Origin of the sequence: Streptomyces mirabilis (assembly GCF_018310535.1) — a bacterium.
Classification (GTDB): Bacteria; Actinomycetota; Actinomycetes; order Streptomycetales; family Streptomycetaceae; genus Streptomyces.
In genome coordinates this window covers 2553462-2573442 of sequence record NZ_CP074102.1, presented here as the reverse complement: position 1 = coordinate 2573442, position 19981 = coordinate 2553462, and the positions used below count along the sequence as shown (strand labels likewise).

Genomic DNA, 19981 nt, shown 5'->3' with positions numbered 1-19981 from the left:
CGGCGCGCCGGCCTGGCCTTCAGCCGCTCACACGCGCCGAGGGGAGGGCACGGGGACAGGGGCGTCCACGAAGAGGACTGCCGCCGGCAACCCCCGGCACGACCGAGCCGGAGGCGCCCACGCGGTCGCGTGGGCGCCTCCGGCTCGGTCGGGGACTCCGCTACCGCCCGGCAGGGGGCGCCGCGTGTCCCGACGGCGCCTTCTCCGTGCCGGGTACCCGCACCAGGTCCACGTCGCTCGCGCGGACATAGGCGATCCGGTGGCCGAACTGGATCTCGTAGTACTCCTCGCGCCCCGTCACCACCAGGCTCGGTGTGTCGCTGAAGGTCGATCTGTCGATGTAGGAACCGACGGGCCGGGACTGCGCCACGTACCGCTGGCCCGCGAGGAGGGTGTACGGGAGCGGGGACTCGGACTGCTGCTCCACTCCCTCCGGGTATGCCTCCTCCTCCGGGAGGGCGCGCCCGAACACCGGGATCTCGCTCAAGCCCTCCTTCGGTGTCACGAACCGGCCGCTCGCGCCGACGGCCGTCGGATGGTTCTTCGGGTTCTTGAACCACGCCTTGTGGCCCAGATACCAGATCGCCGTCCAGTCGCCACTGCGTCCGGCGACCGCGTAGGTCTGGCCGGCGGAGACCCGCGATCCCAGGTCGTTGACGTCCACGGTGGAGTCCTCGCCGTCGGGGCGCCGGCCCGGGTCCTGGATCAGTGGCGCGTGCTCGCTCGGCTCGGTGTGCAGGCGGACGGCGCTGGAGCCGTGCGGCGCGCACTTCACTCCGCTCTTGGTGCACCCCGTGAACAGCGGCTTGTGGGTGGCGAAGTCCGGCAGCACGGTCACCAGGTCGCTGTCGGGCCCGGCCGTGGCACGCAGGGGTGCGCCGAGGAGGTCGAAGTAGTGCCGCCAGTCCCAGAAGGGGCCGGGGTCGTCATGCATGTCGGGGATGCTGGAGGTGGTCGGCGACGCCACGTTGTCATGCCCGAAGATGTGCTGCCGGTCGAGCGGAATGTCGTACTTCTTCGCCAGGTAACGCACCAGTTTCGCCGAGGCCTGGTACATCTGCTCCGTGTACCAGGCGTCGGGCTGCCTGAGGAACCCCTCGTGCTCGATGCCGATCGAACGTGCGTTCACGAACTGGTTCCCGGAGTGCCAGGCCACGTCCTTGGTCCTGATGTGCTGGGTGACATGGCCGTCCTTGGAGCGGATCGAGTAGTGCCAGGACGCCTCCGTCGGATCCTGCACGGTCTGACGCATGGACGGCAGATCCGCCTCCGTGTCGTGGATGACGATGTACTCGATCTTCTGGTCCCTGGGCCGGTCGGCCAGGTCGTGGTTGCCGTAGTCGCCGTTGTCGTCGTACTCGACGTACGGCGCGGCCAGCCAGTCGCAGGTCAGCCCCGCGGGGCACTCGACCTCCTTTGGCCGCCGTGCGGCCTGGAGATGAGGGGTGCGGGGGCGCACGTTCGGGCTGGCGGGAAGGGTGATCTGCTGTCCGGAGTCGGTGGTGCGGTGCGCGCCCTTGCGGATCACCGCGAAGACGTTGTTCGCGTACTCCGCCGCCGACGCGGTGTCGCCCGTCCCCGGGAAGCGTGCCACCGCCTCCCACCAGTCCGCCGGGTTGGTGCTGAGCGGCTTGCCGAGTTGTCGTTGTGTCTCCGCGAGGAGCGCCGCACCTCCGCGTACGTTGGCCTCGGCATCGGTCCGCAGCCGCGCCACCGGGGCTCCGATCAGGCCGGCGGCCCGGCGCAGGTCCGCGGGCTGCGCGGAACGGCCGCCCGGGGAACCCGCCCCGGGTGAGGCCGAGGGGCCCGCCGCGGCCACGGGCGGCTGGGCACCTCCGCGATGCGACTCCGACGGAGCCGGTGTCGGGGACTTGTCCTTGGCCCTGACCTGGCGGGCGTCCACCAGATGCATCGGCCCATAGCCGCCGACGACACTCGGGGTGCCCGGCCGGGCGTCCCATCTCGACTGCAGGTACGACACGCCCAGGAGCACACTGCGCGGCACGTGATACTCGTCCGCGGCGTCCGTGAAGACGTTCTGAAGATGCCGGTCGGCCGACGTCCCGCCGGTGCATGCCGCCGGGCCGGCCAACAGCGGCATCAGGAGCGCCGCGGAGGCGGTCATGCGGACTGTACGGCGGTGCTCACGTGGGGAGTTGGGGACACGGGGGGCGACACGTTTTCTCATCGCAAGGGTCTCCAATCATGCTCGTCGCAATCAGGACAAAGGAGTTGCCCTCTGCATCACCCCCCGTACGTTTCCGTGCCCGACACGCCCCGTCGCGCCAAGCGTCACTGGTGTGGCCCAGCCACCCGGCAGAGGCCACCCGGTCGGCGGCAGAACGTCCGCCCCGGCGGGGAGTCGGCGCGAGCCCGCCGTACCGCGCGGGAGTCCCGTCGTACGGGGCGCGCGGGAGCCCCGTCGTACGGGGGAGGCGACGGCTCAGTCCTGGACCGGGTCCACCTGCCAGTCGGGGTGTCCCGGCATGGACGGGGTGCGGTCCCCGTACAGCCACGGCGTCAGGAACGGCTTCAGGTCCGCGCCCGCGACCTCGGACGCGAGCGCGACGAAGTCCTGGGTACCGGCGGCCCGGCCCTGGTACTTCGTCACCCAGGACCGCTCGATCCTGTCGAACGTCTTCTCGCCGACCTTCTCCCGGAGGGCGTAGAGCACGAGCGCAGAGCCGTCGTACCGCACCTGCTTGAACAGGGCCGCCTCGGTGCGGGGTTCGGCGGGCGCCCCGTCGTCGTGACGCCACTGGTCGTGCTGCTCGTACGCCGCCCGCATCGCGGACTCGACGCTGTCGCCGCCGTGCGCCTCGGAGTAGACACGCTCGTAGAAACGGGCGTGCCCCTCGCTCAGCCACAGGTCGGACCACCGCCGAATGGCCACGCTGTCGCCGGTCCACTGATGGGTCAGCTCATGCACGAGGTCGCGCTCGGCGTCGACCCGGTCACCCCGCAGGTCACCCTTCGGCACGAGGGACAGCGACTGTGTCTCCAGCGCCACCGGCAGGTCCGTGTCCCCCACCAGCACGCCATAGCGGCGAAAGGGGTACGGGCCGAGCCGCTGCTCCAGCCAGGCCAGGTGTTCGGGCGTGAGCGAGCGGTACGCCGCGGTGTCGGAGACCAGGTCACCGGGAACCACGTCCCGGACGGGCAGTCCGTGCGGACCGGTGCTCTCGACGAACGTGAACTTCCCGATCGCCACCTGCACCAGCTGCGCCGCGACCGGCTGTTCGGAGTCGTACGTCCACCGGACCCTTCCGTCGGGCTGCCGGACGCGCTCGACGAGCCGCCCGTTGGCCACCACGCTGACGCCCGGTGGAGTGGTGACGAGGAAGGTGACCGGCGCCCGCAGGCTCGGATGGTCGTTCGCCGGGAAGATCATCTTGGCCCCGTCGGGCTGCGGATAGAGCACGGTGCCGTCGGACGTGGGCACCCAGCCGTAGTCCCCGATCGCGTCGCCGCGATGCCGTCGCTGCGTCGGGTCGGCGGTGTAGGAGACCCGCACGGTGAACGCGCCGCCCTGGGGGATCGGCTTCGCGGGGGTGACGACGAGCTCGTCACCGTCGCGTACGGCCCTCGCCGGTACGTCGTCCACGGTGACCGAGTGCAGCGTGTTGCCCGCGAAGTCGAGGTCGAAGCGGGACAGGGCCTGCGTGGCGCTCGCGCTGATGGTCGTACTGGCGTCGAAGCGCGTCCTGGGCGCCCGCCAGTCGAAGGCGAGCGTGTAGCGGCGGACCGTGTACCCCCCGTTGCCGTCGAGCGGCAGCAGCGGGTCGCCGATACCCGGGGCGCCGGGGGAGGGGGCCGCGCCGGGTGATCCGGCGGAGGGGGTGGTGGTGGCGAGGGTGCCTGGGTGGGCGGGGGAGGGGTGGTCTCCGTGGGGGAGAGCGCCGACGAGAACGACGGCACCGCCGATCCCGATGGCGCCGGTGAGGGCGAGGAGGAGGGCCGCACGGCGGGTATGGCGGGTGCCGAGACCACGGAGACCACGGAGACCACGCAGGCGCCGCAGGCCACGGAACTGATTCGGCTGCCGGGGGTCGTGGATCTCCATGGCCGCACTATGTCAGCAGGATCCACCCATAATCGCCTATTTCATCGCACATCCCTGTCGGCCGGTCACCCCGCGCGGGTCCGCTCGAGCGGCGGACGGGTGTGCGAGTCGCGGAGTGGATGCGGATCGGGCAGAAGCGGGGAACGCTCCCCGTTTCCATGCTAGCGTCGGGGTGGGAAACGGGGATCAGTCCCCGTTAGTGGGGAGGGTGGACGTGACGGATACGGCGCTGGTGTTGGGCGGGGGCGGCCTGACCGCGTACGCATGGCAGGTCGGCATGCTGGCGGGACTGGCCGACGCCGGGCTGGACCTCGGCGGTGCCGACGTGCTCGCCGGCACGTCGGCCGGCTCGCTGCTCGCCGTGGAACTGGCAGCAGGGGCGGCGCCCGCCGACTTGTACGAGGTACAGGTCGCCCGGAAGCGAGCCATGATGGAGGTGGACTTCACCTTCGTCATGATGGTCAAGTACCTGTGGGCCGCGCTCGGTTCGCGCGATCCGGCGACCGTGGTCAAGCGGCTGGGCCGGCTCTCCCTGAACGTGCGCGACGTGACGGAGGCCGACGTCTTCGACGCGATCCGCCCCCAACTGCCGGTTCGGGACTGGCCGGAGCGGCCCGTGCGGCTGTTCGCGGTGGACGCGCTCACCGGCGAGCCGGCCGGCTTCGGCGCCGACAGCGGGGTCGACCTGGTGACGGCGATGTCGGCCACGTGCGCCCTGCCGCCGCTGTTCCCGCCGATCGCGATCGGGGCGGGCCGCTGGATGGACGGGGGCGTACGCTCCACGACCAACGCCGACTTGGCACACGACTGCCGACGGGTTGTGGTCCTGGCCCCGATCCCCACCGTGCCGGGTGCGACCCCGAGCGCCTTCGACCAGGTGGCCTCCCTGGAGGCGGGCGGCACCCGGGCCGCCCTGCTGGTCCCGGACCGAGCGGCTCGCCGAGCGTTCGGCCGCAACGCCCTGGACGCGTCCCGCATTCCGGGCGCGGCCCAGGCAGGGCTACGCCAGGCGGCCGAGTACGCCGAAGAGGTCCGAGCCATCTGGCACGGCTGAGCCTCTACCGAGTTCGATCTACCAATTTCGATCTACCGAGTTCGATCTACCAATTTCGATCTACCGAGTTCGATCTACCAATTTCGATCTACCGAGTTCGATCTTGAGTCCGTCGCTGGGCTCCCAGTCCTCCTGCCCGATCGCCTCGGCACAACCTTCGCCACAACGCGGAGCCGGACCCAATGCCGCATGCGTCGAACTCGCCGCGTCCGTAATCGAGTCACGTCCTTGGATACTCAGCCGCACTTCCCCGCAACCCAGCTGTTTCCCCGGTCGCCGTCTCCGTTCGTTGCACAGGCGCCCCGGGGATAGGCTGGTCGTACCGAATGCGGTCATGCGGCCGCCGACGAGACCATTTTGTCGCCGATGGCTGTCTGGCCACGGCATGAGTCGGCGGTGCGGCTCGCTTCCGTGGCGGCCGTGCTCCACGCCGACACTCCCCAGCAGGCCTTCTCGCCGCTGCTGTTTCCTTTGCGGCCAGGGAGTTTGCTGTTTTCCGTGCGGCCAGGGAGTCGCAATGAAGAACCTCTTTCTGCTGCACCGTCGCGCCGCGACCGTCGTCGCAGCGGTGCTGTTGACCGGTGGCACGGTATTGGAGACGGGCGCTTCCGCGACCGTCTCCAACGTCGGCCCCTCCGATCAACACGCCATCGTCTCCGAGACCAACAGCGTGCGCCAACAGGCCGGCCAGTCGCCTTTGACCTGGGACGACTCGCTCGCCAAGGCAGCCCAGGACTGGGCGGACGACCCGGCATCCACTGCGGGCGGCAAGCTGCACCATGGTCCGACGAGCAATGCCGCTGAAAACATTTCGTCCTCTCCGGCGTCCTCGGCCACAGGCCGATGGGCAAGCGAGAAGGCTGCCTACGAGGCCGACCCCAACCATGACACCGACAGCCCCGGCTACCAGAAATGGGGTCACTACTACAACATGATCAACGAGAGCTACGGGAAGATCGGCTGCGGCACCAGGAGCGGCGTTCCCACCGGGTCGATCACGGTGTGCCAGTACGCGCCCTGACTCCGGCGGCATCGTGCAGACAGGTCGGGCTGGGGTGGCACCGGATGGCGCTGACCCTGTACCGGGACATTCACGCGCGGTCGGAAAGGACCACTCAGGCACCAAACATACGCACGCGCGTCTGGTGAGCAACCTCCGTGCGCTCGTGCGTTACGAGGAAGCCGATGAAGTCGACGGCGGAGTACTGACGTACGGATCGCCGACGCCCCAAGGAGGACACGGGGCCCTTGCGCATGGTCCTCGGGGAGCCTGAGCTTCTCTTCGTAGCGGCCCCCGGGCCTTGGGTTGTTCGAGGAGTCAACTGGCCGTCGCTCGCGCACAGTTGCCTCCCTCGAATCGCAGGGCGGCCCTGGTACCGACGGCTGGGGTGAGGCAATCATGCAGGTATGCCTCAAGGGGGTCGCCGTCGCCGGGCATCGTTGACGCCGAATACGGCATGACGCACCTCACCCCTTCAGCATTTGGTCCGTACCAAACTATTGACGCCCCCTTATCTCACTTCTTAAATCAAGAGGCGACGCACTCACCCCCCACCTCGCTCGGCGCACCCGTGCGCCGGAAGGGAGAGCCGTGGTCTCGCCACGATCGCTCCGCAGATGTCTCCTCGCCGCCCTCTCCGCCATGTTGGTCGCGACCGCCGCGATCGGCCCGGCACGGGCGGACACCCCGAGTGTCGGGGCCGCCGCCGTGACGTTCTCCGACACTTTCGACGGGCCCGCCGGAGCGGCCGTCGACTCCTCGAAGTGGCAGATCGAGACCGGCGACAACGTCAACAACCACGAGCGGCAGTACTACACGTCGGGCAACAAAAATGCAGCCCTGGACGGTCAGGGGCATCTGGTCATCACGGCCCGCCGGGAGAACCCGGCCAACTACCAGTGCTGGTACGGGACTTGCCAGTACACATCGGCCCGTCTGAACACGGCCGGGAAGTTCAACGCCCAGTACGGGCACGTCGAGGCCCGGATGAAGATCCCGCGCGGGCAGGGCATGTGGCCCGCGTTCTGGATGCTCGGCACACCGGTCAACTGGCCGGACTCGGGCGAGATCGACGTCATGGAGAACGTCGGCTACGAGCCCTCCACGGTCCACGGCACGATCCACGGCCCGGGCTACTCCGGCTCGGGCGGCATAGGCGCGGCCTACTCCCTGCCCGGCGGCCAGGCCTTCGCCGACGCCTTCCACACCTTCGCCGTGGACTGGGCTCCCGACTCGATCACATGGTCGGTGGACGGGACCGTCTACCAGCGGCGCACACCCGCCGACCTGAGCGGCAAGGCCTGGGTGTTCAACAAGCCGTTCTTCCTGATCCTGAACCTGGCGGTGGGCGGCTACTGGCCGGGCGACCCGGACAGCTCCACCGCCTTCCCGCAGCAACTACTGGTGGACTCGGTGTCGGTGACCACGGGCGACACGGCCGCCGGCGTCGCGATCAGAGGGCTCGCCGGGAAGTGCGTGGACGTCGCCGCGGCGAACTCCGCCAACGGCACCCCCGTACAGCTCTACGACTGCAACGGCACCGCCGCCCAGCAGTGGACCGTCGGCTCGGACGGGACGATCCGCGCGCTCGGCAAGTGCCTCGACGTCACCGGCAACGGGACGGCGGACGGCTCGACGGTCCAGTTGTGGGACTGCGCGGGCGGACCGAACCAGAAGTGGGCCGTCTCCTCGGCGAACGACATCGTGAACCCGCAGGCGAACAAATGTCTGGACGTGACGGGCAACAACTCGGCCAACGGCACCCGGCTGCAGATCTGGACCTGCTCGGGCGGCGCCAACCAGAAGTGGACGGTCGGCTGAGCCGCAGGCTCTAGGCCACAGGGGGCGCTTCATACGTCCGTCCGTCCGAAGGTGTGCCGGAGGTGTGTCGCGAACAGCGAGACACAACAAGAAAGAGCGGGAGCCGGCAAATCCGACTCCCGCTCTCTCGCATCGGCATCCGTCCTGGTCAGCCCTTGCTTTCTGCTGATCCCTGGCGAGTGCCCCGAAAGAGTCCTGCCCCGGTGCGGCGAGCGGCGGTCGGGTCCTGCGGCGGACTGGCAACGAAGATCTACCTCGCCCGCGACGCCCGAGGTGGCGTATGCCGGCAGCGGCCGTCACGGGGGGTTGGCCGCCAGTCGGCAGGCACCGCTCGCGGCGCCGCCCGGCGTGCCGACCTGGGTCAGGGCGCTCGCACAGCCCTGCAGGTCACCGTGCACACCTTGGGTGCACGCGATTCTGACGGCGTCCGAGACTTCGACGCCTGTTTGTTTGACCATGTTCGTGCAGGCCGGGATGTCCGCGTGGGCGGCGGGGGCGGCGAAGGCCACGCCGCCGAGTGTGAGGGTCAAACCGGTGAGGACACCGGTGATACGGGCCGCCGTGTGCATGGCAGGCACCTGCTCTCCGGGGCTGGTCGGGGATTCGCGGATTCAAGGCGCCGAGCAGCGGACGCGCCCGGCGTACGACCGTGGCCTCGGGCCCCCACCCGGCGGCTCGGCAGGACTGCCCCTCCTCTGTTCGACGCTAGAACAACCCGCCGCCGCGCGCACTGCGGCCCGACGGCGGGACACTCCTAACCGGCTCATTCCGCTCGTCCGGGCGGTCCCACCGGTGCGGGGCAAACGTGCCGGCCCAGGCGCCGCCCCGACGCTGTGCCCGGCGACCGCGGTACGACCACGACCAGTACCGCGTCTCGCCTTGGTCCCTCGACGTGAAGCCGTTGGCTGGGCGCCCCTGCGACCTGCGGCACGCGTGTACTACGCGTGGCTGAACGCCGGGGTTCCGATCGCTGAGGTCGCCGCCGGGTGGGTAACTCGCCGGAAGTGATCCGTCGTCGATACCACTTACGTCGATGGTCACGAGGAAGCAGCCAACGCGAAGATCGCAAAGGCACTTGATGAGGACGGTGACGCAGCCTGGCTCGATCACTGAGTGGGTGTTCTGTGGGTCTTCGTCTGCCGTCAGCTTGAGTCGGTCTCCGGGGTGTCCGGTGTCGGCTGGGTAAGGGTGAACAGGCTGGGTTCGGGTTCGGCGGGGATGTCGCGGTTGACCGGGCTTTTCAGCTTGGCGCGCATGCCTTCGGTGTGCCGCGGCTCGGTGCCGAGGCCGAGGGTGCGGCAGACATCCCTGGCGCGCGGCCCGTCCCCGTTCTGCTCGAAGAGGGCGAGGATCTCGCGGTAGCTGTGCGGCAGCGGCTCGGGCGGTGGGGCGCCGTCCTCGGTGGCCAGTTCCAGCGCGGTCTCGCGAGGGGTCTCCAGCGGGTTCCGGTAGCGGAGGTCGCCCGCCGTGCGGGCAACTCTCCCGAGGCCATCCATCGCTTTTCGGCGTCTCATCGGACAGGTCGTTCGGGGATCCTCGGAAGAACCTTCTCGGCGATGTTGAGGAGAACGCTGTCGTTCGGGAGGGCTCCGGACGTGCTCCACACGGTGATGTCGCAGTAGCCGCCTCGGTCATTACGGTCCAGGGCCACGGACAGCGTCCTGGCCAGGGGGCCTTGTTCGACGGGTCCGCCGGATCCGCCACTCCCGAGATTGATCTCGAGCTTCATGGTGTGATCCGAGGAGAGGACCGCGGGCCGACCGAGAACCGTGAGCGTCTTGATGTCCTTCTCATCCCCGAACTTCATCAGCTTCACGTACTGGGCGGTCGACAGCTCGTTGTAAGTGGCCGAGACATTCACGGTGTACGTGTCGAACGTGACCTCGGCCTCCGGTTGGGCGACCTTTCCATCAGTCAGAGGAGCGGTGTTGTTGGTGCTGGAAACAGTGGTCGCGGTCTCTCCAGGCGTTCCAAGGAGCTTGGCCAGGTCTGGCCGGTTGAGCGCCTTGCACAGCTCTTCACCGGTCACAGGCTGGGGCGTGTCCTTGTAGGCCTTCGGAAGCTCCTCGTGTGCCCCGCCCGAACACGAGGCGAGCTGCGGGGCGTTGTCGCCGGACGGCATGAAGCGTGGGGCCACCCACAGCGCGGCCGCGAGTGCCCCGAACACGGCCACGGCCGCGACGGCCTGGCTCCATGCGTTGTGCTCCTTCTCCGGAGTGCCCGGGCTGGGACGCGGCCCGGTTCCGGCCTGGGCCTGAGGCTGGGGCTGGGCGGCAGCATCAACTGCCGCCCGGTCTGCGGAGGCTGTCGGACTCGGGTTCCGGCGTGCGCGCAGGGCCCGGATCACCGCGTAGACACGTATTGCGGTGAACACGAGGAACACCACGCCGAGACCGGCCGCGACCCGATCGTGATCGCGGACGGCGAGATACATGATGCGTACGCCGAGAACAGACCCGACCGCGATGAGCAGGGGCTCGCGGACCCAAAACGGCAGGAGACGGAGGAGGAAACCGAGCATCCGGCGATCTCACCAGGACAAGATCACATTCGCCATGATGGAAGCCACAGTTCCGGGCACGTGCAGGGCCTGCCGAAGCAAGAGCCGCCAAGCCGACGCTTCCGAGATCGGCTATCGGGACGACAGCGAGTGCCAGTGCTGAGCCAAAGATGCCTGATGTTCTCGACCACTCCACTGCCCTGAGCTCGGACACCCACAGCACGCCCGTGACCCGCCGTCCGCTACTGGCCTTCAGGTTCCTGAAACCCACTCGCTGCTCACTCGCGATCAGTGCGTAACAATGACAAAGAGCCGGACCCAGTAGGACTGGGTCCGGCTCTTATCGTCTGGCACTTTGGCTGGTCAGCGGGTTGATCGCGCTGGTCCGGCTTCTGTGCCCCCGGCAGGATTCGAACCTGCGCACACGGCTCCGGAGCACAATCAGAGTTCGACTTGCGAACGCTCCCTGAGCAGCGAGTTCCTTGATCGTTGAAGGCGTGCGATGCCCTCGTGTATCGCAGATAGTGCGTATCGGTTAGGGAGCGGGTCCGTAGTGGGGCGAGGGCACGTTCGAGTGAGTCACAGTAGATCTGGAGTCGCCTTCGGCTCCTGCGGAGATTGAGAGGTCAGCTTCGCCGACGCGCTCCAACATTTTTTGGGGACTCGCGTCCTGCAACACACGCTGGAGTCAGACCCGAACCGCCGGATGGCCCGTTGGTCACTCTCCGATCCGACGGCGGCTGCTTCTGTGAACCGTGCTAGACCGGTTGCTGACGGTCACTCTGGTTGCTCGGGCAGGTGTAAGGGGTGCTCGTGGTTACGGTCGGCTGGCACGGTTCCTGTGCCTGATTCTCGTGCGGTCTCGGCTTCTTCTCGGGCGTCGACGAGGCTGTGGCGGCTTTGCAGGGTGTCGGGGTGGGTGTCGCCCAGCGTCTGCTCGTACTGGGTGACGGTGGCCTCCAGTAGGGGGATGGCTCGGTCCGGGTCTCCGGGGATCGAGGTCTGGAACGAACAGGCCCGCCCGTTCCGCTGGACCAAGACAGCCGACCAGATCATCGACCGGATCTGCCGCTACTGCGACAGGATCTCCGGACCAGATCACTAGGTCGCTGGCCCCGGCGATGCCGGAGGGGGCCAGCGGATCCGCTCCCATCGTCCGGCCGGGCCGGGCGGTCTTCGCAGGCCCGGCAAACTGCACGGAGACAAGGGTTACGGCTCCAGGCACCTGCGACGATGGCTCGCCGCTCGCGGGATCAGACGTCGCCTCGCCTGCAAAGGCATCGAGTCATCCCGACGTGCGGGCCGGCGCCGCTGCGTCGTGGAACGGACCGGGTCCTGGCTGTCCGGCTGTCGACGCCTTCACGGCCGCTACGAGCGCAAGTCCGAACACTTCCTCGCCCTTACCGCCATCGCCGCGACCCTCATATGCCACCGCCGCATCGCCCGCATCGCCAAATGAAATGACGTCAAAGTGGGTGCTTCCCCGATGAGGCGGGGAAGCACCCACCGAAACCTTTAGCTCGCTGTGGTCACCATGCTAGTGCAGGTGTTGGCATCCACCGCGAGGTCCGCGTACTCTCCGACACACAGTTGAAACTTGACCTTAAGACCATCAGGGAACGTCTTGTTCTGGTAGCCGATGGTGCCATTGCCCCTGGTGTTCCAGATGGTGCCCCACCGAGTTAGGACGGTGAAATTACCGGCAGAGTCTTTTTTGTACAGCTCCCAGTACACGACAGCAGAGTGACCGTCTGCCTTGCCATCCTCCACTGAGAACCAGTCCCCATTTGGGGCGAAGCAGCCCTGCCCGTACGACGATACTCGGCATGCACTGAATGTGAGAGCGGTACCACCGGTGCTGGATTCGGTGACATCGGTTTCGGCACTTGCCGCAGATGCGGGAGAAACTGCGACCGCCCATGCGGCGGCGGCGGCCGCTACGACAGTCATGAACTTTGATCGACTTTTCACGTGTTCTCCTAATTTTTGCTAAGGGCGAAAGGCCTCGCCGGAGCCATGTCGGGCTTTCCTCTTGAAGAATGCTGCGCGATTAGTGTTCGCCATGCCTTCACGTATCAACAGCGCCGGTTTCATCGGAGCATGATCAGGCTTACCGCGTCGGCCCTGATGCGCGGACGGTGGTTTTCCGCCACTCTTCGCAACACCGTCCCCACTGGAGGTTAGCCCGTCCTGGTTCCCCTCTGGTGATGATCACTGGAGTTGCCGCACTTTATCGAGTGCGGCAGTTCGCGGCAACCGTCGAAGTGTAGGGCAAGGAATACGGACTCCAGCGGCCAGGACGGTTGGAATGCCGAAGCCCAATAGGTTCAGGTGAAAATAAATCGCCCACCAACTCGCATACCACTCCCGGAGGCATATAGCGATACCGCCATCACCACGGCGGACGCCAGCCCCTGAGTGCCAGCGGCACCATCCTGGCCACTGAACAAGTCTCCAGGCCTAGGTATCTGCGTCAGTGAAACTCTTCGGCTTGGGCGTGGCCGCATCCTTCTGCGGCCGCATGGCGTCCACACCTGGTGTGTCGCGTGTATCGCAGATGGTGCGCGAACAGTGAGAGAGAACGAGAAAGAGCGGGAGTCAGTGAGACTGACTCCCGCTCTCGCATCTAGGCATCCGCCCAGCTCAGCGCTTGATTCAAGCTGGCTGTGTGGCGAGTGCCCCCGGCAGGATTCGAACCTGCGCACACGGCTCCGGAGGGCCTTTCAGATGGCTGCGTTTCTCCTGGTCAGGCGATGTGTAACCGCCCTGACACAGGCAACCTGTCCACGGATGGTCCACGGAGTCGGAGGCCGGCTGGATTCTGGGCGTCCTGGCCAAAGATCGCCCCATGCGGATCACACGACGGGCCCCTTTGAGGCTAAGGTCTCCGGTTCATGCGCATGAACCTTCGTGCCACCATAGCTTCGAGGGGAAGGACGGAAATAATCTGTTCGTCCATCCGAGTCTCGCTATGGTCAGGGCCATACCGATCGAGGTCTATCTGGAGTGCCCTGTTTGCAATTTCGAGAGCCTGTTGTTCATCTCCCATTAGGGAATGCGTCCGAGCCAAATGCAAGAGAGTCGCCGGTAGCGGCGCGGCGTTAGGAATCCTGTCCATTATCTCGATGGCTTGCATCATATCTTGCCTCGCTCGATACAACGATTTGTCGCCAGGCTGACACGAAAGAAGTAGTATCCGTCCACGGCAGGAGAGGTATTTTGAATTCAGTAGATCGCTTCCGCTAGGTATTGTAGCGAGGAAACGCTCCACTTCTTCAAGGAGAGGGGTTGCCTCCGCGACGTTCGCTTCGTCTAGGTACGAGTCGGCCAGTTCGAGTACGTTCTCCATGTAGACCACGCTGCGGGTAACGCTATTTGCCAGTTGCTCCACAACTGCCTTCTGGTGTTGAAGACGATCTCCCGTATTGTTGCGATGGAGCGCAAGGGCGGCAGCGTCACCGTATATAGCGGCTGAGATCGAATTTCGATCCTCACTGAGTTGCCTCTCGGTGATCTTCCGTAGGCACCACAGGTTGACCTGCGACGCCTCTTCGTCTCTGTTTAGAAGGAGAAGAATTCTAAATTTGATGTGAGCCGTCATTAGGCGGGTCCATATTTGGACCTCTGCGATCTGCGGATCCTCCTCTGAAGTTGGATCCGGGATCCTTTTGAGCGCCATCTCTGCAAGGCCGCTATCGTGCAGGCGGCAGGCTATTCGTCCTAGGTCCGTGTACGCGTACATCTTGGACGTAAGGTCGTCCGGATAGTGGTGCAACACAATGGAGATGTTTTCCATCGCGACGTCGATTGCTTCTTCACGGGCGCCCTGGTATGCGAGTGCGCTACCCAGCGTCTGCGATATCCTGAAGAAGGTGGTCGTAGTAACGAACCCTTGAGGTATGAGCCTTCTGCCTACTTGATGAATTTCAGTAGCTAGGTTTACTGCCCCGTCGATATCTCCGAGGGTGAGTAGCTCCTCGCAAACGGAGACGGCTGTGAAAATCACTGCTGGGCCAGTAAGATCCTCTATCAATGCGAATCGGACCGCCGACCTAGTGTGGCCTGTGTAGCGGTACATTGGAATGTCCTCGGACCTGGTTTCCTCCTCCGCAGGCATTAGCGCCCCGGTTAGTACACCGATCGCGGATTCGATCCAGGGGACTTTGTCCTTTGTGGCCGCTCTGATGATTAGCTGGACCAGAGGGTGCACTACCAGGTGTCCGTCATCGATCCTGCATAGCGCATACTTACAGAGTGATGTGACCGCTTCATCCCGTTGCAAATTATCCCAGAGGGCAATTCTGGAATTCCAGCCGGATTCGTCATCTGCGCACCCTCCCCATTCGGGAAGCTTGGTTTTTTGCCATGGGAATCTTTTGATCCGCAACTTTTGATGCCCGTTTGTTACCCATGGGCGGATGGGTTCTTGGGCAAAGAATGATACGGGGATCGGTTCGGCGCTGAGGAATGAAAGGGTGCGAATTAGGCTGCCTGCCTGACCGCCTGCCTCGTCAACTGCTGCCAAAGCAAGGAGGATTGCCTTGGCTACGCTGATGGGGTGCCTGCTCGCTTCACCTAGGCTCAGAAGTTCTATTGATTGGGACTCTAGCCGGATGATGTATTCGCTGAGTGAGATGCGTGAACTATTGCAATAATTGACCGCTTGGCTGAGGGCCAAAGGATGGCCAGCAAGATGCTCTAAGAGTTCGCTGACGTTGTCTGCGAGTTCCGGCGGCAGTGACTTCGCGACGAAGGACTTCGATTCCTCTTCCGTCCACGCCCCTAGGGCAACGTATTGGAAGCCCTCGTCGATATGATGCGCTGTGCTAGTGATGATTATTCGAGTCAGTGATTTTCTTGGTATAACACCTCGAACTACGCTTGGGTCCGTCACTCCGTCGATAATTAGAAGAGTGGCCGATGACTCGATTAGCGGAGGAATTTCTGTACTGGAGACGCCAAAATCGCCACTCATGGAGGTACTCGCGGGAACTCCAGATACCACGGCAAGAGACTCAAGCAGTCCTGCTTTAGTGCTGCCGTCCACGAAGATCGGACGTAGAGTGTCCTGCTCGGATATTGCAAAATGAGATGCGAGCGAACTTTTGCCGATTCCTGCGAGTCCATGAATTACGACAGGCGCGACATATTCGGCATCGCCAGGGCGCAAGAGGTCGCGAATTTGTGCCATCTCATGGGACCTTCCGGTGAATAGGGAGTCCTCATGAATGGAGCGAACAGGGGTCCTATTTAATTCGTATGCTGCCTGCCTGTCGGCTTCGAACAGAATAATGTTTCGTAGTGTATCTGCGGACAAGTATCCTTCGACGTCGGGTCGGTTTATTATGTCATCCCGAATCGTCGGGCTCATGGATCTGAAAGTACCGCTTCGCGATTGCGGTAGTTCAGTACCTGTCTCGCCAATCGCTCTAACCAGAGCCTTATAGCTATTCTCGGCGAACTTGGTGTTACGGCCGTTCGTTTCCAGGTAACTTGCGGTTCTCCGGATCCCAACATCGCTGATCTCATTGCGGCGGGGAAGTGGTGTGGCTGGCAAATTTAGATGCCGAAGGAATTCCTCGCTGTCGGAAGCAATTGCCCCAAGGGCGCTTGCTAGCTTGGCGATTAGGGTGCCGTCCGGGCTGGCTTCTCCCGTGCAGACGCGCCAAATTTCATGTCCAGTTCCGGAGAATCCGGCATTACTCCAGAATGCGACCGTGCAGGTCCGTCCTGCCGCGCACCAGGCATCGTAGAGATCCTTAAGGACGCTGTCTTTTCTGAGTGCCGACCAGCTCCATGAGGAATCTCCTGATCGATTCGCTTCTCGATGCTTAATGGAGACGAGTTCGGGAAGTCCGGATGTGGGAAGGGTGATTACATCTGTAGAGTGCTCAATTAGTACTCCCTCTAGATCGTCTGAGAGGTGATCTAGAATGAATAGAGCAACGCATTCGTCTTGATATTCGAAGCGCGCCCGTGTTCCGGGGGCGGTGTTTTTTCGATCTTTTGGGATGCCTCTAAGGGGGCTTGGTACATCCGACTGATTGTTCGAGCTCTCCCGGTTCCCCATAAAAGACGATGCTAGCTTGGCTGTGCTGGGGCGGAAAGGTTACCGAGGGCGGTGGAGTCTCAACGGCCGAGTCAAGCCGGAGGGACGCCGTCCATCGACAGGACGGCGTCCCTCCGGGCAGGGGTTTTACAACCCTGGCCTCATCCTTATCAGGTCGATCACGGGGGTCTGCCAACGTCGGCCAACCGCCCCTGCGCCTCGCCCGATCGTTCACCGGCGTCCGGCCTCGACCGCTGCTGTCCGTGCTTGTTGGTGTCAGCCGCTGGTGTCAGCCCGTGCCCGCGGTCTTGACAAGGGCTGTCACCCAAGAACGATCATTCCGGTCAGCGTGATGATGATCCCTGGGACTGCCCAACGCCAATCGGTGGTGCCCGGACTACGTCCGTTCTTCCAGACGCCGTTCTCCTTGTCCCATACCGCTCGGCGGGACATGTACATGAGACCGAGGCCGACGAAGAACGTGATCCAACCCAGGGCAGCCCGCATGGCGTCTTCCTCCCCATCGGAGACCGCAGTGTAGCGAGCTGGGCAACCGTGACCCACCCACCTCAACCCACCACTCTCCCCAGCTCCCATCCCGTCTGCCGTCGGCCCACACACCGTGGAGCGGGCGTGGTTCAGGGCGTCAAGGTGGAGCGCGCCACTGTACGAACGACCTTGACGCCCTGGGCCGCGACTGCTCGGCTCTGCCTGGGTCGATGGCAGACGGGATGGGAGCACCCCACGCACGCCACTCGCGGCCGGCACCCGCGAACGGCGCCCCCTCCATCTCGGAGCCTGAGCGCCCCCGCCGGAGGCAGCTATGACCGGGACTGCTGTGTATGCAGGTCTCTACGCTCGGGCCGTTGCTTGCTGCGGCCCCATGGGCCGGCCCCGGCGCCGAAGGCGCAGAGGGGCCGAGCCCAAGGGGCCAGCCCGCGCTTGCGCGGGCCCTTGAACCAGTAGAGAAAGTTGTAACTCAGTCGGTCGCGTGGGGCTTGAAGTTGTATGCGCAGGACGGAAGTTCAATGCTTCGTCGGTGTGCCAAAGGCAGGAAGAGCACTGGTCGAGCCGTCCAAGTGATGCGTGTGCCGCCCTGGTTGATCGTGACTGTGCAGGGCTCCGAGCACAGGAGAGCTCTCCTCGTCTCGATGCGGCCCTCGTACAGCCACTCCCAGGCCTCGTCGGAAGCCCAGGAGTCCAGCGCTGGCGTGATGGTGCGCAGTGCGATCGCTATCCAGCGGTCCGCCTGGCCAGCCGAGTGGGCGTCGAAAGAGCTGTGAAAGGCCGGACTGTCTGCCTTGGTGAGGTCTTCGGTCCAGCATTCGCACCAGAAGCCGCGGATGTATCCGTTCACGAGGTCACTCCGGGCGGGTAGGTCACGAGGACGTAGCGCGTGTTCTCGTCGTGCAGGGTGAGTTGGTAGGCCGTGCCCGTGATCAGGTAGGTAAGGGCTCGTTCGTGCTCGCGCTCGTCCTTTAGCCAGCAGCGGCCCGGCTGGGCGTAGGCCATGTCGAGCTGGTCTGTGACGTTCCTCGTGCGTTCTCGAAGCCACCGCAGGGCCAGGCGGGGACTCGTCGCGTCGTGCGATCCCAGGAGGATCGAGCTGGTCTCGTGCAGCGGGTACGCCACGGCCCAGCAGCGGTATGCGCCACCCTGTCCCGGCCCCGCTTCGGCTAAGTCCTCGGGCGTGGTCGACGTCAGCACCGGTGACCTCCCGGCTGGGCGCTCGTGAAGAGTTCCGCGGTGACCGTGTGGCCGGCCTGGCTGTCGTGGATCACGACCCGGTGGGCAATCAAGCTGACCATGCCCAGGCCCCGCCCGTGTGTGGCGTCCTGGTCGGCGTGCTCGGCCTTCGGAGCCGTTCCGGTGCCGCCGTCGTCTGTGACCGACAGAGCAACCACTTGGGAAGAAACCGCGAGAGCCAGATGGAAGCTGCCCGACTGCTGTCCGCTGGCGGTGTGGAGGATCGCGTTCGCGCTCAGCTCGCTCACGATCAACTCGGCGTCCTCGGCCAACGGCGAGCCGCTCAGGATGTCCCGCGTCCAGCGGCGGGCCCTGCTGACCTCTTCTGGGAAACCTGGGCAAGTGAGGCCCCAGACCCGCGCAGTGCTCGTATACTCGTGCATACAAGTTCCTTCGTGCTGGTAGGCCGCCATGTGCAGCGGGTTCTGGCTAGACGAGTTTCACGCCGTCGTGGGCGCGGATGGCCGGCGGGGATGCCGCGTCGAGCGCGTCCAGGACGCGGATCGCGTATGCCTCGTCGGCGAGGTCGGTGACTTCTTCGCGGGTGACCCAACGCAGTGCGCGGGTCTCGTCCCCGGTGGTGGGCGAGCCGTCAGCGGCTTCACAGCGGAAGACCAGAGAGACGATCAGGCCCGTCATGTTCTTGTAGACGCCGGTGAGGGCCGCGGGAAGCGCGATCTTGATGCCGGTTTCTTCCAGGACTTCGCGCTGGAGTGCCTCGGGGAGGGTTTCCTCCCGCTCGACAACGCCGCCCGGAGGTTCCCACTGGCCGTTGTCGCGCCGCTGGATCAAGAGGGCCCGGCCCTGGTCGTCGACGATGACTCCGGCAACGCTCACGGAGTGCGGACGGTCAGTGCTCACGTTCCTCGGCCCTCTCAGATCGCTAGGCTCTCCACCGTAGCAACAACACTCGCCCACTCGTCTAGATACCTAAAGGAGTACTCGTGACCTCACTTCCGTCCCTGCTCGGCGATCTGGACCCCACGAGCGATCGTGCGGTGTTCCGGCAGATCGCTGACCAGCTGCGCGAGGCCATCGACCGTGGGCGATTCAAGGAGGGCGAAAAGCTTCCCTCGGAAGCCGAGCTCGTCGAGCACTATGGCGTATCCCGGATGACCGTCCGCAACTCCTTCTCCATCCTCCAGGGCGAGGGCCTGGTCGCCGCCGAACACGGGAAGGGCGTCTTCGTCCGGCCGCGTCCGCCCGTCCGTCGGCTGGCCTCCGACCTGTTCGCCCGGCGCCACCGCGAACAAGGGAAGTCCGCCTTCATCGTCGAGGCGGACGCCGCGGGCAGTCACCCCCAGGTCGACAGTCTTGAGGTCAAGGAGGAGAAGGCCAGTCAGGACATCTCCACCCGGCTCGGGTCCGTACGGCGCGTGCTCGCCCGCCGGCGCCGGTACCTACTCGACGGCCGACCGGTCGAGTTCGCCACCTCGTACCTCCCCCTCGACATCGCGCGCGGCACTCAGATCGCCGAACCCAATCCCGGACCCGGCGGCATCTACGCCCGTCTTGAGGAGCTGGGACACCACCTCGACCATTTCGAGGAGGAGATCCGCGCCCGGATGCCCGCGCCGTCTGAGGTCAAGACACTCCGGCTGGCTGCCGGTGTGCCGGTGATCCACCTGATCCGCACCGCGTACGACACGGAGGGGCGGGCCGTCGAGGTCTGTGACACGGTCATGGCAGCGGACGCGTACGTCCTCTCCTACCAGCTCCCGGCGACCTGATCGGCGGTGCGCGAGGCC

The 19981-nt window shown here is 65.3% G+C and carries 16 protein-coding genes and 1 pseudogene; 6 read left to right on the top strand and 11 right to left on the bottom strand.

Annotated elements, in window-relative coordinates; genetic code table 11:
- Positions 1–160: 160 nt before the first annotated feature.
- A complete protein-coding gene (locus SMIR_RS11140) occupies positions 161–2125 on the bottom strand; it encodes an N-acetylmuramoyl-L-alanine amidase (RefSeq protein WP_168495518.1) in 1965 nt (654 codons plus the stop codon).
- A gap of 318 nt (positions 2126–2443) precedes the next feature.
- The gene (locus tag SMIR_RS11135; protein WP_248003122.1) at positions 2444–4063 is read right to left on the bottom strand and encodes a M1 family metallopeptidase; all 1620 of its coding nucleotides are present in this window, start codon (positions 4061–4063) and stop codon (positions 2444–2446) included.
- A 214-nt stretch (positions 4064–4277) separates the two neighbouring features.
- Between SMIR_RS11135 and SMIR_RS11130 the strand changes: the two genes are divergently transcribed.
- From SMIR_RS11130 to SMIR_RS11120, 3 genes are all read left to right on the top strand, one after another.
- Positions 4278–5117, top strand: coding sequence for a patatin-like phospholipase family protein (locus SMIR_RS11130; protein WP_248003123.1), 840 nt, complete (start codon positions 4278–4280; stop codon positions 5115–5117).
- 517 nt (positions 5118–5634) lie between these two features.
- Positions 5635–6138 (top strand): CAP domain-containing protein, encoded by a 504-nt coding sequence (locus SMIR_RS11125; RefSeq protein WP_168495523.1) that lies wholly within the window; start codon positions 5635–5637, stop codon positions 6136–6138.
- A gap of 570 nt (positions 6139–6708) precedes the next feature.
- Positions 6709–7938, top strand: a complete 1230-nt coding sequence (locus tag SMIR_RS11120) for a ricin-type beta-trefoil lectin domain protein (RefSeq protein WP_168495525.1) — start codon at positions 6709–6711, stop codon at positions 7936–7938.
- A 296-nt stretch (positions 7939–8234) separates the two neighbouring features.
- On the opposite strand, the gene SMIR_RS11115 is transcribed toward SMIR_RS11120, so the two are convergent.
- The 3 genes from SMIR_RS11115 to SMIR_RS11105 form a co-directional block, all read right to left on the bottom strand.
- On the bottom strand, positions 8235–8507 hold the full coding sequence (locus SMIR_RS11115; protein ID WP_168495527.1) for a hypothetical protein: 273 nt from the start codon (positions 8505–8507) through the stop codon (positions 8235–8237).
- Between the two features lie 573 nt (positions 8508–9080).
- Positions 9081–9452: a hypothetical protein gene (locus SMIR_RS11110; protein ID WP_168495529.1), complete on the bottom strand. Its 372-nt coding sequence runs from the start codon at positions 9450–9452 to the stop codon at positions 9081–9083.
- A complete protein-coding gene (locus SMIR_RS11105; RefSeq protein ID WP_212726941.1) occupies positions 9449–10459 on the bottom strand; it encodes a DUF6215 domain-containing protein in 1011 nt (336 codons plus the stop codon). The genes SMIR_RS11110 and SMIR_RS11105 overlap by 4 nt, the downstream gene beginning before the upstream one ends.
- A 949-nt stretch (positions 10460–11408) precedes the next feature.
- Here SMIR_RS11105 and SMIR_RS44295 point away from each other — a divergent pair.
- A complete protein-coding gene (locus SMIR_RS44295; protein WP_282190322.1) occupies positions 11409–11543 on the top strand; it encodes a hypothetical protein in 135 nt (44 codons plus the stop codon).
- A 36-nt stretch (positions 11544–11579) separates the two neighbouring features.
- Positions 11580–11897 (top strand): annotated as a pseudogene (locus SMIR_RS11095) (transposase); the annotation flags it as partial.
- Between the two features lie 1419 nt (positions 11898–13316).
- Here SMIR_RS11095 and SMIR_RS11090 read toward each other — a convergent pair.
- From SMIR_RS11090 to SMIR_RS11065, 6 genes are all read right to left on the bottom strand, one after another.
- Positions 13317–16508, bottom strand: a complete 3192-nt coding sequence (locus SMIR_RS11090; protein WP_212726940.1) for a tetratricopeptide repeat protein — start codon at positions 16506–16508, stop codon at positions 13317–13319.
- Between the two features lie 300 nt (positions 16509–16808).
- Positions 16809–16994, bottom strand: a complete 186-nt coding sequence (locus SMIR_RS11085; protein WP_212726939.1) for a hypothetical protein — start codon at positions 16992–16994, stop codon at positions 16809–16811.
- Between the two features lie 472 nt (positions 16995–17466).
- Positions 17467–17844, bottom strand: a complete 378-nt coding sequence (locus SMIR_RS11080; RefSeq protein ID WP_212726938.1) for a hypothetical protein — start codon at positions 17842–17844, stop codon at positions 17467–17469.
- Entirely contained in the window at positions 17841–18194 is a 354-nt protein-coding gene (locus SMIR_RS11075; RefSeq protein WP_212726937.1) for a hypothetical protein, read from the bottom strand. Before SMIR_RS11075 ends, SMIR_RS11080 begins: the two co-directional genes overlap by 4 nt.
- Complete coding sequence (locus SMIR_RS11070) at positions 18188–18616, bottom strand: ATP-binding protein (protein ID WP_212726936.1); 429 nt, start codon at positions 18614–18616, stop codon at positions 18188–18190. The genes SMIR_RS11075 and SMIR_RS11070 overlap by 7 nt, the downstream gene beginning before the upstream one ends.
- Before the next feature lie 46 nt (positions 18617–18662).
- Positions 18663–19070 (bottom strand): NUDIX hydrolase, encoded by a 408-nt coding sequence (locus SMIR_RS11065; protein WP_212728348.1) that lies wholly within the window; start codon positions 19068–19070, stop codon positions 18663–18665.
- 107 nt (positions 19071–19177) lie between these two features.
- Between SMIR_RS11065 and SMIR_RS11060 the strand changes: the two genes are divergently transcribed.
- Positions 19178–19963, top strand: coding sequence for a GntR family transcriptional regulator (locus SMIR_RS11060; protein WP_212726935.1), 786 nt, complete (start codon positions 19178–19180; stop codon positions 19961–19963).
- Positions 19964–19981: the final 18 nt, after the last annotated feature.

Excerpts from the sequence above, each read along its gene's own strand:
- SMIR_RS11140 (WP_168495518.1), bottom strand. The coding sequence starts at position 2,125 with ATGACCGCCTCCGCGGCGCTCCTGATGCCGCTGTTGGCCGGCCCGGCG.
- SMIR_RS11135 (WP_248003122.1), bottom strand. The coding sequence starts at position 4,063 with ATGGAGATCCACGACCCCCGGCAGCCGAATCAGTTCCGTGGCCTGCGG.
- SMIR_RS11125 (WP_168495523.1), top strand. The coding sequence starts at position 5,635 with ATGAAGAACCTCTTTCTGCTGCACCGTCGCGCCGCGACCGTCGTCGCA.
- SMIR_RS11115 (WP_168495527.1), bottom strand. The coding sequence starts at position 8,507 with ATGCACACGGCGGCCCGTATCACCGGTGTCCTCACCGGTTTGACCCTC.
- SMIR_RS11110 (WP_168495529.1), bottom strand. The coding sequence starts at position 9,452 with ATGAGACGCCGAAAAGCGATGGATGGCCTCGGGAGAGTTGCCCGCACG.
- SMIR_RS11105 (WP_212726941.1), bottom strand. The coding sequence starts at position 10,459 with ATGCTCGGTTTCCTCCTCCGTCTCCTGCCGTTTTGGGTCCGCGAGCCC.
- SMIR_RS44295 (WP_282190322.1), top strand. The coding sequence starts at position 11,409 with ATGGCTCGGTCCGGGTCTCCGGGGATCGAGGTCTGGAACGAACAGGCC.
- SMIR_RS11090 (WP_212726940.1), bottom strand. The coding sequence starts at position 16,508 with ATGGGGAACCGGGAGAGCTCGAACAATCAGTCGGATGTACCAAGCCCC.
- SMIR_RS11085 (WP_212726939.1), bottom strand. The coding sequence starts at position 16,994 with ATGCGGGCTGCCCTGGGTTGGATCACGTTCTTCGTCGGCCTCGGTCTC.
- SMIR_RS11070 (WP_212726936.1), bottom strand. The coding sequence starts at position 18,616 with ATGCACGAGTATACGAGCACTGCGCGGGTCTGGGGCCTCACTTGCCCA.